This is a genomic window from Levilactobacillus zymae DSM 19395, assembly GCF_001434115.1.
Classification (GTDB): domain Bacteria; phylum Bacillota; class Bacilli; order Lactobacillales; family Lactobacillaceae; genus Levilactobacillus; species Levilactobacillus zymae.
This window is the reverse complement of the sequence record NZ_AZDW01000018.1, coordinates 1-15,988: the sequence shown is the minus strand read 5'-3', so window position 1 is coordinate 15,988 and position 15,988 is coordinate 1. Positions and strand designations below refer to the sequence as shown.

Annotated in this window: 13 protein-coding genes; 6 read left to right on the top strand and 7 right to left on the bottom strand. The window is 54.9% G+C overall.

From position 1 onward, the window contains the following. Positions 1-519 precede the first annotated feature (519 nt). Together FD38_RS04440 and FD38_RS04435 are read right to left on the bottom strand one after the other, a co-directional pair. Positions 520-1,302: a hypothetical protein gene (locus FD38_RS04440; protein WP_057731637.1), complete on the bottom strand. Its 783-nt coding sequence runs from the start codon at positions 1,300-1,302 to the stop codon at positions 520-522. Between the two features lie 216 nt (positions 1,303-1,518). Then, positions 1,519-3,468, bottom strand: coding sequence for an acyltransferase family protein (locus FD38_RS04435; RefSeq protein WP_057731635.1), 1,950 nt, complete (start codon positions 3,466-3,468; stop codon positions 1,519-1,521). 514 nt (positions 3,469-3,982) lie between these two features. On the opposite strand from FD38_RS04435, the gene add reads away from it, so the two are divergent. The 3 genes from add to FD38_RS04420 all read left to right on the top strand — a co-directional run bounded on the left by add (position 3,983) and on the right by FD38_RS04420 (position 6,948). After that, the gene (add, locus tag FD38_RS04430; protein WP_057731632.1) at positions 3,983-5,020 is read left to right on the top strand and encodes an adenosine deaminase; all 1,038 of its coding nucleotides are present in this window, start codon (positions 3,983-3,985) and stop codon (positions 5,018-5,020) included. A gap of 81 nt (positions 5,021-5,101) precedes the next feature. Next, positions 5,102-5,926, top strand: a complete 825-nt coding sequence (locus FD38_RS04425) for a phage integrase N-terminal SAM-like domain-containing protein (protein WP_057731630.1) — start codon at positions 5,102-5,104, stop codon at positions 5,924-5,926. 158 nt (positions 5,927-6,084) lie between these two features. Further along, positions 6,085-6,948, top strand: a complete 864-nt coding sequence (locus tag FD38_RS04420; RefSeq protein WP_057731627.1) for a polysaccharide deacetylase family protein — start codon at positions 6,085-6,087, stop codon at positions 6,946-6,948. A 360-nt stretch (positions 6,949-7,308) separates the two neighbouring features. On the opposite strand, the gene FD38_RS04415 is transcribed toward FD38_RS04420, so the two are convergent. The 3 genes from FD38_RS04415 to FD38_RS04405 all read right to left on the bottom strand — a co-directional run bounded on the left by FD38_RS04415 (position 7,309) and on the right by FD38_RS04405 (position 10,690). Beyond that, entirely contained in the window at positions 7,309-8,364 is a 1,056-nt protein-coding gene (locus FD38_RS04415) for a glycosyltransferase (protein WP_057731623.1), read from the bottom strand. Positions 8,365-8,943: 579 nt separating this feature from the next. Then, positions 8,944-9,249, bottom strand: coding sequence for a hypothetical protein (locus FD38_RS04410; RefSeq protein ID WP_057731621.1), 306 nt, complete (start codon positions 9,247-9,249; stop codon positions 8,944-8,946). A gap of 175 nt (positions 9,250-9,424) precedes the next feature. Beyond that, the gene (locus tag FD38_RS04405; protein WP_057731618.1) at positions 9,425-10,690 is read right to left on the bottom strand and encodes a D-alanyl-D-alanine carboxypeptidase family protein; all 1,266 of its coding nucleotides are present in this window, start codon (positions 10,688-10,690) and stop codon (positions 9,425-9,427) included. A 212-nt stretch (positions 10,691-10,902) separates the two neighbouring features. Between FD38_RS04405 and FD38_RS04400 the strand changes: the two genes are divergently transcribed. Next, positions 10,903-11,349, top strand: a complete 447-nt coding sequence (locus FD38_RS04400; RefSeq protein ID WP_057731615.1) for a CopY/TcrY family copper transport repressor — start codon at positions 10,903-10,905, stop codon at positions 11,347-11,349. Positions 11,350-11,390: 41 nt separating this feature from the next. Continuing rightward, positions 11,391-13,433 (top strand): copper-translocating P-type ATPase, encoded by a 2,043-nt coding sequence (locus FD38_RS04395; RefSeq protein WP_057731640.1) that lies wholly within the window; start codon positions 11,391-11,393, stop codon positions 13,431-13,433. A 60-nt stretch (positions 13,434-13,493) separates the two neighbouring features. Here the strand turns inward: FD38_RS04395 and FD38_RS04390 are convergent, their stop codons facing one another. After that, entirely contained in the window at positions 13,494-14,144 is a 651-nt protein-coding gene (locus tag FD38_RS04390) for a helix-turn-helix domain-containing protein (protein WP_057731612.1), read from the bottom strand. Positions 14,145-14,277: 133 nt separating this feature from the next. On the opposite strand from FD38_RS04390, the gene FD38_RS04385 reads away from it, so the two are divergent. Further along, complete coding sequence (locus FD38_RS04385; protein ID WP_057731610.1) at positions 14,278-15,282, top strand: NAD-dependent epimerase/dehydratase family protein; 1,005 nt, start codon at positions 14,278-14,280, stop codon at positions 15,280-15,282. An 86-nt stretch (positions 15,283-15,368) separates the two neighbouring features. Here FD38_RS04385 and FD38_RS04380 read toward each other — a convergent pair whose 3' ends face one another. Next, entirely contained in the window at positions 15,369-15,617 is a 249-nt protein-coding gene (locus tag FD38_RS04380) for a hypothetical protein (protein ID WP_057731607.1), read from the bottom strand. Between the last annotated feature and the right edge of the window lie 371 nt (positions 15,618-15,988).

Sequence of the window (15,988 nt, the reverse complement as noted above, 5' to 3'; positions counted from 1 at the left end):
AGGAGCACCCCGTCGGGTAACTTCTATGCCTCTAAGCTTAGTATTTTTAGAATTATTAGAATTCCATATACTTTAGGGCCTGTCATATCCACAAAAAGTGCCCCGCATACCCGGTATATCGCGGATTTAAGGGCACCCTGTCGACGGATAATGGCCTGTCGGATTTGGCAAATTTAACTTGAAATATCGCCAACCTAGTAACCTAGCTTTGACTCAATGGCTCTGACACGAGTTAAAGACTCTAATTTAATTGTTTCTATAACTCATGTGAGCTGGAGGACCAGTCAGAAATGGGCTCAGGGGTGTCATTTGTCTTGGCTGGCGTTTTGGGTCAGCCTAGACAAAGGTCGGTCTTCAAGACCTGGGTTACGGGCTTGAAGCCGTGCCCACCCCGTTCCAGCCCGTTGCTGACCGGGTTAGTCCGGAAGCGTTGTTTCCCCTAGATTGGTCCTTTAAGCTAGCCGTCCACAAAAAAATGGACCGCAGAGCAGTCCATTTTTGGGTAAGTTGCGATGAAAATTAGTCAGCGGCCTTGAACGCCCCAGCAGTCAACTTGTTAGCTTGCACGAAGCCCTTAGTCTTGTTGTTGGTAACGTAGAGGTACTTAACGTTCTTCTTGTTTTGCTTAACCGTGATTTCCTTAGTGGCGTAGAACGTCTTGCTTGCTGGTAAAACGCCCTTCTTGGTTAACGTTACCTTAGATTGATCAGCGGCGAATTTCCCCGTATAAAACGCTGGTGCGGTTGCCTTGTAGTGGTACGCCGTCTTCTTTAAGGTCTTAGCCTTCAGTAACGTATAGGTCTTACCAGTTGCCTTGTCGGCCTTAACAGCCTTCTTGGTCGTGGCCTTCTTCGTTGCTTTCTTAACGACCGCCTTCTTAGTTGCCTTGCCGGCTGCTAAATCGCCGAACGCAACCCAGCCTTTAACCTTGCCGTTAGCGGTCTTCACGTAAACGCAAGTCATGGTCTTAGCCTTAGCCTTCTTGGTAGCCTTGGTAGTGACCACGACCTTCTTCGTAGCGTAGTACGTGGTGCCCGTCTTCAAAGTTCCCTTCTTAGCAAAGGTGACCTTAGCGCGGTCTGCCGCAAACGCCCCGGAGAATAACGTTGGCTTGCCTGCCTTCACGTGATAAGCCGTCTTCTTCAAGGTTGTCGCAGATTTCAGATTATAGGTTGTCTTCTTGGCAGCCGTCTTAGTCGCCGCAAACGCGGTCGTGGTCCCCATCGCTGGTGCGATAGCCCCTAAACCTAATGGTAAGACCATTGCCGCAGCCGCAGCAACCATTGCAACTTTTTTCATCATAACCATTACCCCCAATAAAAAATGAAATGCTGAATTCATTTCTGAATTCATGGGTCATTATAGCATCACGCCAAGAAACCGGTTGCCTGAAGCTCTTCATTCCCGTCATTTAGTTAGGCCATCAAGAAATCTGATCATTCGGTCATCTAACCAACCAAATTCACCAGTCAAAAAAGCCCGTCATACCGGCAATCTACCGGCATGACGAGCTTTATGTTATTTGGAAAGTTGGTGACTAATGGTCTTGGCGATCAGGGACGTAAAGTAACGGTTCCCGTGGTCGTTAGGGTGTACGTGGTCACTCACGAACCAGGACGAATGGTCTTTGGCCTTGGTGTACCAGTCGATCACGTGGACGTTGGGGTACTTCTTGGCCGTCTTGTGGATCATACTGTTGACCTGGTTTTGCCACTCGCGCGTCGGCACGTGCACGGTCACCCAGAAAATCTGGTGATCGCGACCAATACCCTGCACGATTTGGTCGGCCTGGGCCTGACTGATGTTCCCGTTGGTCCCGACGTTGACCAGAACGTTCTTGGCCATCTGGCCCCGTTGGTTGATGCTGGCGATCACGCCCGGCATCGCGGCGGCTTGGCGACCGACTTGACCGTCCACCACGGCCCCCGGGAAGACCTTTTGAATGTCGCCCGAATCATCGAGCAACACCGAGTCCCCAATGGCTGTCAACGGCGTTTGCTTACTACTGGTCAGTTCGTCAGCCGTCAAGAAGTAGTACTTGGCCGTCTTCTGGTCGGCTTTGGACAGCTTGGAGAAGGCCACGGCCTTGTCGTGTTTCTTCTTGGATTCGGCTTGTGCCTTGGCCAGCGCCTTTTGCTTCTTCGCCGCGGCCTCGTTTTGTTTCTGGGCCTCGGCTTGCCGCTTGGTGATGGTCTGTTGCAGGGCCGTGGGTTTTGCCGCGGCCGGTTGCTGGACGAACCCAACGGCGGTCAGCGCGAAGCAGACCACCGCCACGCCCCCCAGCACCGTGGTGACCCGGTGCGCGGCCGGTTGTTGGACCAACCGTTTAACGTCGCTAAATACCCGACCGTATTGGTAATGCCGTAACGGATTTTCAATCAACCGGTAGCTGGCTTCCGTGACCACCATGATCAGGGTCACTTCGATCAGCGCGTTTAACAACGGGTGGTTCCCGATGTTTTGCACGCGGGATTCGTAAAAAATCATGACCGGAAATTGGTACAGGTAGATGCCGTAACTGCGTTTGCCCACGTAACTAAAGAGCTTGTTGGTCAGGATACGGTTCATGTCGCTACCCGGATGGGCTACCGTGGCCACCAGGACCGCGGACAACATGGTAAACCAGAACATCCCGCCGCGGTAGGTGCTAGCGGCTTGCCCGTTCATGTTGAAGAACAGGATCACCGTTCCCAATAACGACGCGAGCCCCAGACCATCGAGCATCAGGCGGTGGCTGCGCGTCACGTTGCCGCTGAGCTTATAGGCCGGCCAGATAAAGGCCATGGCGGCCCCAATCAGGATGGCGAACATCCGGGTGTCGGTCCCGTAGTAGACCCGGTTCAAATTATTGGGGTCGTACAGCACGGCCATGGCAATCGCCGAGGCGATCGCCGCCGCGAAGAGCACCAGGGCCGCCTTGATCCGGCTCCGGAAGAACAGCAACAGGCCGACCACGACTAGCGGCCAGACCAGGTAGAACTGTCCTTCGATCGACAGGGTCCAGAGGTGGGTAAACGGTGATTCGCCGCTGAACCGATCGAAGTAGGATTGCCCGTGATGAATCTCAAACCAGTTGTAGACGTACACCAGATTGGTGAGCACCGTCCCCCGAATATTGACCAGCAGGTTTCGCTGAAACAGGGTAATGTACGCGGTCGTGCCTAAAATCATGGTGACTAACGCCGGATAGAGTCGCTTGACCCGCCGGTTATAAAAGCTCAAAAAGTTGACGCCACCGTGCGTTTCCCATTCCTGAATCAACAGGTAGGTCACCAGGTAACCCGAAATCAGAAAGAAGATGGGGACCCCGAGATAGCCCCCCTGCATGGAAGACGGGGCTAAATGGTACACGATCACCCCGATCACCGCTAGTGTTCTTAATCCGTCAAATCCCGTAATGTAACGTTTTTTTCTCGGGCGCTGGTTCCGCCAGGCCGCCCGCGTCACGCGCGTGTTCATTTGTTCCATAGTTGTTCCCCCTCAGCAACTCGCCATACTCCCCCGTGGCTGTATTTCTTAATTATCATTCTCAATTAATCCTCTTAATAGATTGCCGGATACTCATTTTTCAAAAAGGTGTGGCTCAAGTCGCGCACGCCACACCCCGTTATCAGCTAATTTTCAGGGCCATTAAATAACACCTTTGATGACCACACTAATTCTATAATGTTTCGTGCTCTGAAACAACGGTTTTACCCCAAATTTTCAATTTGTAAAATTTGTCATCTAAACCTAGAACCACAAGGGTTTACCGCGAATTGAGTCCCGCCTGAACTACTGATGGGTCTCACTAGTTTGGTTGATAAATAACTTTATGAACGGTCAACTGACAAACCGGCAATAAAGTTTAAGAAAATGGTATACTAAAAGGAAGCGCTACCAATTCTTTAGGGGCCTATCCAATTAAGCCTAATGACCAATTCATTGTTTGCCGATTGGCTGGCCCTTAACCGATTGGGGATTTAATAAGGAGGAATTCAGTATGTCTCAAGCTACGCCATTCACCGCAACTGCTGTTCGTCAGTTTCCCAAGGTAGAACTTCATTGTCACCTTGATGGCTCAATCTCCTTACCGGCCCTTCGCCAGATGGCGGCCGTGGTCGGCAAGTCACTCCCCGCAGATGATGCGGCCCTACGAGAACTCGTGACCGCGCCCATCGAAACGGTCAGCCTGATCGACTATCTCAAACGGTTCCAGGTGGTGACCGATTTAATGCAGACCCCCGAGCAGCTTGAGATCGCGGGTTACAACATGGTCCACACGGCCGCTAAAGACGGCTTGATCTACTTAGAAACCCGATTTGCGCCCGCCATCTTCACGGAACAAGGACTGAGTATCAAGGAAGCCATCAACCACGTGCTGATTGGCCTGCACCGGGGGACCCAAGAATTCGGCGTTCCCGTAAACGCCATCGTGTGTGCCATGCGCGACCGGCCGTTAGCCGAATGCATCGAGGTCTTCCAAACGGCCGCCCAGTTTACCGACCAGGGCGTCGTGGGCCTGGACTTCGCCGGCGACGAATACAATCACCCGACCCATGACCTGACCGCCGCCATCACGGCCGGCCTGGCCACCGGCTTACCGTTCACCCTACACGCCGGGGAAGCCGGTCCCGCCAGCAACGTTGCCGAAGCCCTCGAACTGGGCGCCAGTCGAATCGGCCACGGGGTCCACATGAGCGGCCATCCCAAGATCATTGCCCAGGCCAAGGCGGCCAACGCCCCCATCGAAATGTGCCTGACCAGTAACCTCCAGACCAAGGCCGTGACCGGTTACGATGACTTCCCGCTCAGTGAATTTCTCAGTGCCGGGCTGTGCGTCACCATCAACACCGATGACCGAACGGTATCCGACGTCGATCTGACCGGCGAGTTTATGGCCTTACACGACCATTACGGTCTCGACTGGTCCTTGATGGAACAGCTGACGCTAAACGCCATCAACGGTGCCTTCATCTCTGAAGAGGAGAAGACCGCCCTGCGCCGCCAGGTCCAAGCTAAAGAACACGTTAACAATTAAAGCAAATTAAACATGCGTCTACGGTTACTTTCCCGTAGGCGCATGTTATGGTTAAAGTAACTCTTGTCAGGAGGTCATCACATGCAAATTCTCTATCCCTATCAGGACGCGTTCGACCGGGACCTCGCCAAACGCGACATCGCGCAGGCGACCCGCGACGAATATACCGCCACGCTCCAAGATTTCTTCCATTATCTGGAGAACTTTAACCCCACCTACCAAACTTATCACCGCGTCAATCAGCTGCAGACCGCCGACGTGGAACAGTACCTGGCCATGTTGACCAACAGCCGGCAGATTCAAAACCAAACCTATAACAAGGTCCTATCCCACCTAAACGTTTACTTCAAGTTCCTGTTCTCACACAACTGGACGCCTTACCTACCCACGCTAGACCTCAAAAGCAAGCCCAAGGACGCCACCCGACCGGTCAATTTTCGCTGGGTCGACGACCTGGACACCTGGCTAGCCGACGACCGCTTGCACGTCTACACCCGGACGGCCATGTTGCTGACCACCAAGGGGTACCCCGTTCAGGTCTACCTCAAGCCCAACTTCACGGCCCAACTGGCGACCAACGATTGGCCGGCCGCCGAGCAACAGTTTTTGACCCAACTGCGGGCCTTTCTCGCCCCACTGCAGACCCGGTTTCAGTGTGCCGACTGGTTTTTAAAGCAACGCGCGGCGGCCGACCCCCACTTGACGCTGCCCGGGTTGCACAAGTATCTGCGCCCCGACGAAGCCGTGACCAACTTTCGGCTCAGCCCGACCACGCTGTACCAAGGTTACTTAGTCAACTATCTGCGACACCACCCGCAACTGACCGACAGGGACGTCATCGCGGCGTTACACCTCGAGCCCGATTCGATCGACTACTACCGGCGGTTGGCCCAACGCGCCGATTAAAGTTAATTTCCAGCTAAACTGAACCCCCTGTACTATAATGAACTCAGGACCCGGCTCGCAGCTGGCGCCACGCCGTTCCGGTCGCTTGCTGACTGGTGCGAAAACCGTGGTGTCATCGACCGAACCGGGACCGAGACAAGATTATTGGGGGAAGTATCATGAAACGAAAAGGACTCCTTTGGGGGAGCTGTCTGTTACTCGTCGTGCTGATTTTCGGGGGCGTTGCTTGGGGGCAAAGCCGTTCGACGATTAAACCGACCACCACACCGAAAGTCACCCGACACGCCAGCCAGAAAAAGCCCGCTAAAAAGCCACAGGTACAAGCGGCCACTCAGCCTAAATGGCTCAAGCTCAAGCACCCGCTCCAGTTGCCGATCCTGATGTACCACAGCATTTCCACGGGTAACCAGTTGCGGGTGCCCAAGGCGCAATTCGCCCAAGAAATGGCCTATCTCAAAGCCCACCACTACCGCACGTTGACCACGGCCGAAGCCATCAGGGCCTTAAAGACGAACAGCGTGCCGCAAAAGAAGGTCGTTTGGATCACGCTTGACGATGCCTACAAGGACAACCTGACGCGGGCGTTACCGGTCCTTGAAAAATACGACCTGCACGCCACCATCAACGTGATCACCGGCTTCACGCACAAGAGCAACCACCTGTCGTTGGCCCAGATGAAGACCATGCTGGCGACCGGCCACGTCGACTTCGCCAGCCACACAGTCCAGCACCTGAACCTCAACGAGCTGACTGCGGCCCAGCAGCGGACCGAGCTAGTCGCCTCTAAGCGCTGGTTGGACCAAAACCTCAATCATAACACGCAAATGCTGTGCTACCCGGCTGGTCGGGCCGACGCTACCACCCGCAAGCTGGCGAAGCAGGCCGGCTACCAGATCGCGTTGACCACCCAGGAGGGCCTCGCCCAAATGAGCCAGGGTCGCTACAACCTGGCCCGGTTACGGGTCACACCGGGCATGACCACGGCCACGTTTGCCACGATGCTTCAGGTCACTAATTCCTAAATTAAACCACGAAACGCCCCAGTAGGCTGCAATATTGCAGCCTACTGGGGCATTTCACGTATTTTGGCTAGGAACTGTCTTAAAACTCAATCATTACTTAACACTCATCCCCCTAAATTGAAAGAAATCCATTATTGTTATAACTCATGTGAGCTGGAGGACCAGTCAGAAATGGGCTCAGGGGTGAAATTTGCCTTGGCCGGTGTTCTTTACCGACCTAGGCAAAGGTCGGTCTTCAAGACCTGGGCTACGGGCTTGAAGCCGTGCCCACCCACAACCCGTTTCCGCCCATTTCTGACTGGTCCGGAAGCGCTGCTTTCCCTAGATTAGTTTTTTAAGACAGACACCATCATCGCGTCCCTAATCGTCTTGGGGGACCTCAAAGTGCGGTGAGATGATTTTCTGTTCGGCCGCCTGCAGGCCTTGGCGGGTGAACCAACCATCGCGGATCAGGTACCCGAAGGCGTTGACGTTCGCCAACATCTGGGCCAACTCGCGGTCGCTGATTTCCTGAATCGCCGCGTCGATATCGGCCAGACTATCGATGGCGATGCCCAGCCCGTTGGTCACGATCAACTTGGCCACCGCGGCGTCGCGCCAGACGATCACCGGCAGCCCGTGCGACAGGTACATCGACACCTTGTGGGGATGGTTGTAGCGCGTATAGTCGTCGTACCGGTAAATCGACGTGTCACCGTCCCAGGCCAGTCCAAAGGTTCGCGGCAGGCGCTGAATCAGTTCCCAGCGGTAGAATTTCCCCTGATAGTCCACCTGGGGATTGGCCTCGAATTCTTCCTGGACCTCCGGACTGGCGTTGCCAAACGCGGTAATCGGCGTTGCGTGGTCCCAATGGGCGATGTAGCGCGATTTCATCAGGTTGCCGGCCAGCACCACCCCGCGTTGAAAGTCCTCGGGCGTCGCCACGTAACGGTCCGGTTCGTGGTTGTCGTCTAAATAGTCGAGCAGATACTGGTAGACCATCGGCGTGGTAACCCCCATCTCCCGCAGCTTAGCGGCCATGCGGTGGTTGTGGACGATCAACACGTCACACTTATTGAAGTAGGCCACCTCGTCGATCCACTTGGGCGGCCGTTGGTCCCGCAAGGTCTCGACGTCGTGGACCAGGCACACGAACTTGACGTGCCGCTGGTGCATACGGTCCACGAAGAAATTTTCAAACCGGCCGCTGTTTAACGACGGATACTGATACACCAACAAATCGCCGGCCGCGATGGCCTCCGTGATCCCGTCGATGCGTGACCGGACCGCCTGGTTGGACTCCTTTAAATCGTTGTACCGAAAAAGATTGACCACCTGGTACCCCATCGATTGGCCGATCGTCGCAATGTCGAACTTGGCCTGTCGCGTGGCGTCGTAGGTCTGTTCCTGGACGATATCCGTAATCCATTTTTTCATCGGAAAACTCCCCCTACTCACTGATTTTAGCGCGAGCCGTGCCCCGAGCCCCCGGCCCTGTCGTGGCCCCGCACGGACTTGCTCAGATTGTCTTCACTATACCGACACCGATGTCGCCCGACAATCAATCACCCTCAAAATCAGTCAGATGGATTAGTTACATATCATACCGAATCAGCCGGCGAAAATGCTTTTTTGTAAGCGGTTCCTATTGCATTGTACCGGGAATGCGCTTACACTGAAGGTAAAGCTAGTTACGAACTTCACGAGGAGGCCTTTCACATGGGAAGCACATTGACCATCATCTCCTGGACCGTCATGTTACTGTTGATTGGCGGGGAAATCGTCCGGGGAATCTTCATGTTTCGGCAATAAGTTCAAAGTCGGTTAAACGTAGGAAGAGTCTGGGACAAAAGTCTCAGACTCTTTTTCGTCTCCGAATATTTGGTGCCGAAACGTGCGCCAAAAGGCAGCTGGTTCCGTTTAACCCCGTAAGTCAGCTAATCCAGGCCCGGGATTATCCGCCTTACGACGTTAATGCTCACCAGCTAACCGCCTTTTGTCCCACTCTCTTGACGTTCAATGACCATCGAAAATTAGGCCGAATCCCAATAACAGGCCCAGTCCGCCAATCAGGGCGCCCAGATACCCCACCAGTAGACTAAGTAAAAAGTTCAGTCGGCGCTGCGCCAGCCGGATGGCCCAGTAGTCGCCCACTAAGAGCATCCAAGCGCCCACGACCCCACTACTCAGTTCGGCGCGTCGCATCCCCGCCAGGATTCCGCTCACGATTAGTAATCCAATCAATAGGTAGCGGACCCACCGCATTTCTCGTTCGTCCAACTGGGTCGCAAACGCCCGCTGTCGCTCTTGCCACCACTTCAAAATTAAGCCTCCCCCTTTCACTAAGCAGACCGAGCCTAGCACGCGGCCCACGTTGCGGTCAATTGGCGGCGACCACCTTTAGCCCAGCAAAAAGGGGCACCGCGACAACGGTTCCCCTTCTTAAATCTATAACAGGTTTATCTCGAATGTTTCCTCAACCAGTGTACCAGTCCGCTTAACCCGCGTCAAAGACCGCCGTTTGCGTGGTCAACGTCTTCAACAACGTGGCCGGCTGGGTGGTCGCCGTGCGAAATGCCTGGTGACTAGTAAACAGCGTGGCGTTGCTGCGCGCGTAGTAGGTCACGTGCTGGGTAATGCCGGTCTGTTGGTCGGCCACGGTCATCTCGCCCACCGGTTCGCCCGCCTGAACCTGCCCGGTTTTCAACTGGGTCGCCGTCAACTGCGGTTTGAAACTGGTGGTGATCGTATCGGTCTGATTGCCCTTGGTCCACGACCCCACCTGAGCGGTGTTCGGCGCCGCTAAGATCTTGGCGCCGTTGACCAGCGTCACGGTCCGACTGTTCAGGGCCGTGGGCTGGAGCTGATATTCTTGTTTGACTTGCTTGATCAACTTGTTCATCGCGGAGAAGGTGGTGTCGCCACCCAAGATGGTCGCAATCATCCGCTCCCCGTTGACCCAAAACGTGGCCGTGTAGCACAACTTGGCGTTTTCGGTGTAGCCGGTCTTTAACCCGTCAATTTGACTTTCCTTTTTATACTGGGTTTTGCCCGGCAAACAACTATTTTCGTTATATACCTTCGTGCCGTTGACCGTGGCTTCGGTCTTGCTGGAAATCTGCGTGATTTCCGGATCGGCCTTCAACAGGTGCTGGGCCACGATGGAAATGGCCTTGGCCGACACCAGGTTTTCCTCGGTTGCCCCGGTTCCGGGAAGTCGATACCCGTAACTCTTCAGGTCCGAGTTATCCAGCCCCGACGAACTGATAAAGTGGGCGTCGATGCCCCAATCCTGACACTGCTGATTCATGGCCTGAATGAACGCGGCGTTGCTGCCGGCCACGTAGTCCCCCAGCGCGGACGCCGCACTGTTCGACGACGCTACCATGGCCGCCACCACCAGGTCCTTGACCGTAAACTGGTCACTGGCCTTCATCCGCAGCGATGAGAACACGGAATTGTGGCTCAACCGAATCAGATTGTGGTCGACGGGCACCTGGTCCGTCCAGTTAATTTTACCCGCATCAATCGCTTTGACCGTTAAGTATACCGTCAACAGCTTACTTAATGAGGCAATGGGATACCGCTTGTTGGCGTTTTGTTGGTATAGCGCCTGCCCACTTTGGGCGTCCATCACATAGGCGGCTCGCGCCGGAACCTTAGTCACACCACTCGCAGCGTGGGCGGTAAGTGCGGGGGTCAAGCCCGCCAAGACGGCTAGTCCGGCACTCAACCGCACCAACCAGCGTTTTAAACTTTTCACGCGTCAAACGCTCCTTTCGCTAAAAAACTCCTACTTATTATACCGAGTGTACCGCAGGATAGTGAAAAGTCATTGAATCTTGCTGAAATTTTAATCTATTAAAGAATTATTTGTCATAACCGTTACCGTGTGGCTTGACACCACCGGGAACCGGTTGTAGACTAATGACAGAAATTATGATTACATTTGTAGTCAAAGAAGGAGTGAATCACATGGCAACTACCGAAGTCACCGCCACGATTTCCGACGCCGAATGGCGGGTCATGCGGGTGGTCTGGACCCTAAAGCAGGCTGATAGCCGCACCATTATTTCTCTATTGGAAAAACAACACGACTGGAAGGCCCCGACCATCAAAACACTGATTGGGCGCCTGGTCAAAAAGGGCGCGTTAGGCACCACCAAGCAGGGACGGCAATACATCTACACGCCGCAGATTAACGAACAGGCTGCCATGGACGCCGCCTTGTTAACGGAACTAGAACAAATGTGTGCGATGCACCGCGGCACCGCACTAGTCCACGTGGTCGACCAACTCGACTTGAGCCGTGGCGACGTGGAAACGCTGATTGCCCACTTAGAACAAAAATTACCAACCGCTCCGGCCAGTGTGCCGTGTGACTGCTTACCGGACGATTGCGAAGGGAGTTGTGACGCCTAATGACTCAGCAAAAATCAACTATGAAGATGCCCGACCACGAGATGGCCGGCATGCCCATGGCTCACCAGTCTCAGCCGGACCACACCATGGGTGAGATGTCCATGGGCAACGGCCACATGATGCACATGGGCAACCTGAAACGTAAATTCTGGGTTTCATTAATTCTGACCCTGCCGATTCTGGTGATGTCCCCGATGATGGGGATGCGCCTACCCTTTCAGCTGACCTTTCCGGGCAGTGATTGGCTGGTCGCCGTCTTGGGAACGGTACTCTTTCTCTATGGCGGGGGCCCGTTCTTCAGCGGGGCCCGGGGCGAATTAGCCACCCGCAAACCGGCCATGATGACCCTGATCACCCTCGGGATTGGGGTGGCTTACCTCTATAGTATCTACGCGGTCGTGGCGAACAACCTCTTTCACGTGACGCCGGTGGTGACCGACTTCTTCTGGGAACTGGCCACGTTGATCGACATCATGTTACTGGGGCACTGGATCGAAATGAACACCGTGATGAACGCGGGCTCGGCCGTCGACGCGTTGGGGAAACTCTTGCCCCAGGTCGCTCACGTCCAGGACGCCGCCGGGCACGTCAGCAACGTTCGTTTGGCAAACGTCCAAACCGGACAAACGGTGGTTGTTCGCGCCGGGGAACAAATTCCTGCCGACGCGACCATTCTGACCGGGAGCAGTGCCGTTAACGAATCCCTGGTCACCGGGGAATCCGCCGCAGTCAAGAAGACCGTGGGCGACTCGGTCATCGGTGGGTCGGTCAACGGCACCGGTACCTTTACCGCTCGGGTGACCGGGACCGGGGAGACCGGCTATTTAGCCCAGGTCATGACCTTAATTCAAAACGCGCAAAACGCCAAGTCCGCCTCCGAAAATCTGGCGGACCGCGTCGCCGGCTATCTCTTCTACGCCGCCCTCTTCGTGGGAATCTTCGCCTTTATCGTTTGGCTCAACCTGACCAACCTAGCCGGGGCCCTCTCCGTGGCCGTGGCGGTCTTCGTGATTGCCTGCCCCCACGCGCTGGGACTCGCCGTTCCACTGGTGGTCGCCCGCAGCACCGCGTTAGCCGCCCAGAACGGGCTGTTGATCCGGAACCGCGACGCCGTCGAACAGGTCAAGGCGTTGAAGTTTGCCTTGATGGATAAGACCGGGACCCTGACGCAGGGGCAGTTCAAGGTCAACCATTTACTCAGTCTGACGTCCGCTCACGATGACCAGGCCATTTTACAACTCATGGCCAACCTGGAAGCCGGGTCGAGTCACCCCTTAGCGACCGGGATCTTGACCGCCGCTAAACGTGCCGGATTGACCGTTACCGCGGCGCAAGACCCGCATCAGGTCACCGGGATGGGGCAATTCGGGACCATTGACGGGACCACCTACGGGTTGGTCGCGGTGACCTACCTGGACCAACACCAATTGGCCTACGACCACGCGCAGTTCCAGGCCCTGGCCGCCGAGGGCAACTCCCTGAGCTACCTGATTGGTAACGACCAGGTCTTAGGTCTGGTGGCCCAGGGTGATCAGATCAAACCGACGGCCGCTAAACTAGTCACCTACCTGAAACAGCACGGCATCACCCCGGTCATGTTGACCGGTGATAACCAGGAAACGGCCACCAAGGTCGCCCAAGCCGTGGGAATCGACCAGGTGCAAGCCCGCCTATTGCCCGAAGATAAGGAACGCTTAGTCGGCCAGTACCAGCAACGAGGTCAGGTCCTCTTCATCGGCGACGGGGTCAACGACGCTCCCAGCTTAGCTCGCGCCGACATCGGCATGGCGATCGGTTCCGGAACCGACGTGGCCCTGGAAGCCGCCGACGTCATCTTAGTCGCCAGCGACCCCGCGGACGTGGTGGCCTTCTTGAAGCTGGCCCACGCCACCAACCGCAAGATGACCGAAAACCTCTGGTGGGGAGCCGGGTATAACCTGGTGGCCATCCCCCTGGCTGCCGGAATTCTGGCACCCCTAGGCTTCATGTTGGACCCCATGGTCGGGGCCATCGTGATGTCGCTTAGTACCATCATCGTTGCCATCAACGCGATGACGCTGCGGTTGGACCGGCCACGTAACTAAATTTCCCTCTAACGCAAAGTGCCCATTATTCCTAATTCAGGAGTAATGGGCACTTTGCCGTTAATGCGCTGCCGGTTTGCGCCGCGCGTAAGTATCGTAATATTCGTTAAGAATCACCTGGCTGAACGCCCGGGTCGCCGAGGACATCGTCAGGTTCGCATCGACCAGTTGGGCCCGTAATTGGAGGGTCAAGCCCGCCTTAAGGTAGGCCTCCCCCCGTTCCAGCGTCAGTTGACCGGTCTGGACCGCCCGCAAGGTTCCCCGGACGGCCACCTGACTTTGAAACAATAAATAATCTGCCGGCACGTCGGCCACAACCAAGTGTTGGGCCTGTGCGGCCTGATAATACAGCAACAACTGCTGATGATAGGTGTCGTAGGCTTGCATAAAGAGCCGGTATTGCTGCGGATAGACCTCCTGCAATTCGTGTTCAAATTGAGTCGTGGTCGAGCCCATCAACAATAGGGAATTTAGGATAGTCGGAATTAGGTTTGCGGCCGTGACCTGCGCCGGCACGGGATACTTTTCCAGAAAACGTAAGCGTCGTTCAACCACCGCCGCCACAATCTCGTCCTTATTCTTAAAGTAGATGTACAGTTTGGCCCGACTAACGCCGGCTTGTTTGGCCAAATCCACCATTGATAATTGGCGAAATCCTTGGCTTAAAATAATGTGATTCAACCGAATGGTTAAGGCTTCTTTGGGGTCCATGAGCCACCTCCTTGAGGTTGATTATAACATTTGTTTTGACAAAATAGACATAAAATAGTATTATTTGTCTAAATTAAATAATAGACAGATTTAGTCTAATTTGTCTAATTAAATCGAATCGAGGAAATAACACATGAAAAAAGTTGTAGTTACCGGGGGAACCGGATTTGTTGCGGGATGGGTCATCGTTGAATTTTTACGGGCAGGTTATCAAGTGGCGACCAGTGTGCGCTCACTCAACAAGGTCGCGGGATTGACCGACGAGATTGCCGCGGCCGTCACCCCCGCCCAATTGGCCCAGTTCAGTTGTTTTGAAGCCGATTTGACCAGTGATCGGAACTGGGTGGCTAACCTCACCGGTGTGGACGGCGTGATTCACGTGGCCTCCCCTATGGGTAACGGAACCGAGTCGGTCGACGAACTGGTCAACGTCGCTAAGAATGGTGCCCTTACCGTTTTGAAAGCCGCCAAGACCGCCGGCGTTACCCGGATCGTGATGACCAGCTCACAGGCCGTCTCCACGCCGTCTAGCGATAGCACCGCCACGCTAGATGAAAGTTTCTGGACGGATATCAACAATCCCGAACTAGACCCGTACCGAATCTCTAAAGTCGCCGCCGAAACGGCCGCTTGGGATTACGCCAACGCCAACGACCTGCAACTGACCACGATTTTGCCCGGTGCCATCTTTGGCCCAATTCTTTCCGCCAAGGCCGTCAGTTCCAACGAGATTCTCTTACAGTTGCTTAAGGGTCTCCCAATGGTGCCCCACGTATCCCTAGAAGTCTCAGACGTCCGCGACTTAGCCCACCTTCACCGGCTGGCCTTCGAAAGTCCTGTGGCCCAGGGAAAACGCTACTTAGCCGCTTCACAATCCCTGACGATGCTCGCCGTGGAACGTCTCTTTCAGACCCACTTCCCCGAACACCATATCAAGGTCCGCGCCCTGCCAAACTGGGGAACCCGCGTCGTGGCGCGCTTCGTCCCCAGTCTGCGGGCGTTAGTGCCGATGTTGAACCGCCAATACCACCACACCACGGCAGCGGCCGAACACGACCTGGGCTGGACCCAACACCGGCCCCAAGAGACCGTGTTAGCGGCCGCCAAAGCCCTTCAACATTTTGAACTCGACCGTTAATCCCCAACTGCAAACAGGGAACCGATAAAGTTTACCGGTTCCCTGTTTGGGGTTGGGGGCTCAAAAGCCACCCAAGTATGTAGTGATTACGCGTCTAACGCCAAAAACATGACGACCTGCACCACGGTGACCACCGCGGCCAACGATGCGGCCACGATCATTACCAACGATTCGTTGGGAATCGTGTCTAGGTGCCATCCCCGGCGGCCCCGTAAACGATGGTTGATCATGGTTCGCAAAGCCCGTAAATCGCGCGCCTTCGCGTGGCGATTGACGAACAATTGCGCCCCCCGTTTTGCCTGGTCATAGTCGAGTTCGTGTGACTCCTCTGCCATGTCCATTCCCCCTTCCTGCTTAACATTACACCGAATTAACCATCGGCCGTCAATCCCAAATTTCACAAAGTCTATAATAATAAAAGGCCCCCGCATTGCCGCGAAGACCCGCTCAACCTTATGATCAAGGGAATCCCGAGCCTGATGGTAGCCGCCGAATCACCCGTCTCATAAATTTGTTGATAATTAAAGATGGAAAAGAAAATTTCACATCTTGGCTACAGTTTACCCGCCAGCCGCCCGAATGCCCCACCAGGTAGGTCAGTTACGTTAGTGACCAAATTTTGGGGGCTCACGACTAAGACCAAAAAGCAGGAGTTTGGGACATAACTCGAATTCTATAAGAAAACAGGAAGGAAATTCTCGATTTG

Excerpts from the sequence above, each read along its gene's own strand:
- FD38_RS04440 (WP_057731637.1), bottom strand. The coding sequence starts at position 1,302 with ATGATGAAAAAAGTTGCAATGGTTGCTGCGGCTGCGGCAATGGTCTTA.
- FD38_RS04435 (WP_057731635.1), bottom strand. The coding sequence starts at position 3,468 with ATGGAACAAATGAACACGCGCGTGACGCGGGCGGCCTGGCGGAACCAG.
- add (WP_057731632.1), top strand. The coding sequence starts at position 3,983 with ATGTCTCAAGCTACGCCATTCACCGCAACTGCTGTTCGTCAGTTTCCC.
- FD38_RS04425 (WP_057731630.1), top strand. The coding sequence starts at position 5,102 with ATGCAAATTCTCTATCCCTATCAGGACGCGTTCGACCGGGACCTCGCC.
- FD38_RS04420 (WP_057731627.1), top strand. The coding sequence starts at position 6,085 with ATGAAACGAAAAGGACTCCTTTGGGGGAGCTGTCTGTTACTCGTCGTG.
- FD38_RS04415 (WP_057731623.1), bottom strand. The coding sequence starts at position 8,364 with ATGAAAAAATGGATTACGGATATCGTCCAGGAACAGACCTACGACGCC.
- FD38_RS04400 (WP_057731615.1), top strand. The coding sequence starts at position 10,903 with ATGGCAACTACCGAAGTCACCGCCACGATTTCCGACGCCGAATGGCGG.
- FD38_RS04395 (WP_057731640.1), top strand. The coding sequence starts at position 11,391 with ATGGCCGGCATGCCCATGGCTCACCAGTCTCAGCCGGACCACACCATG.
- FD38_RS04390 (WP_057731612.1), bottom strand. The coding sequence starts at position 14,144 with ATGGACCCCAAAGAAGCCTTAACCATTCGGTTGAATCACATTATTTTA.
- FD38_RS04385 (WP_057731610.1), top strand. The coding sequence starts at position 14,278 with ATGAAAAAAGTTGTAGTTACCGGGGGAACCGGATTTGTTGCGGGATGG.
- FD38_RS04380 (WP_057731607.1), bottom strand. The coding sequence starts at position 15,617 with ATGGCAGAGGAGTCACACGAACTCGACTATGACCAGGCAAAACGGGGG.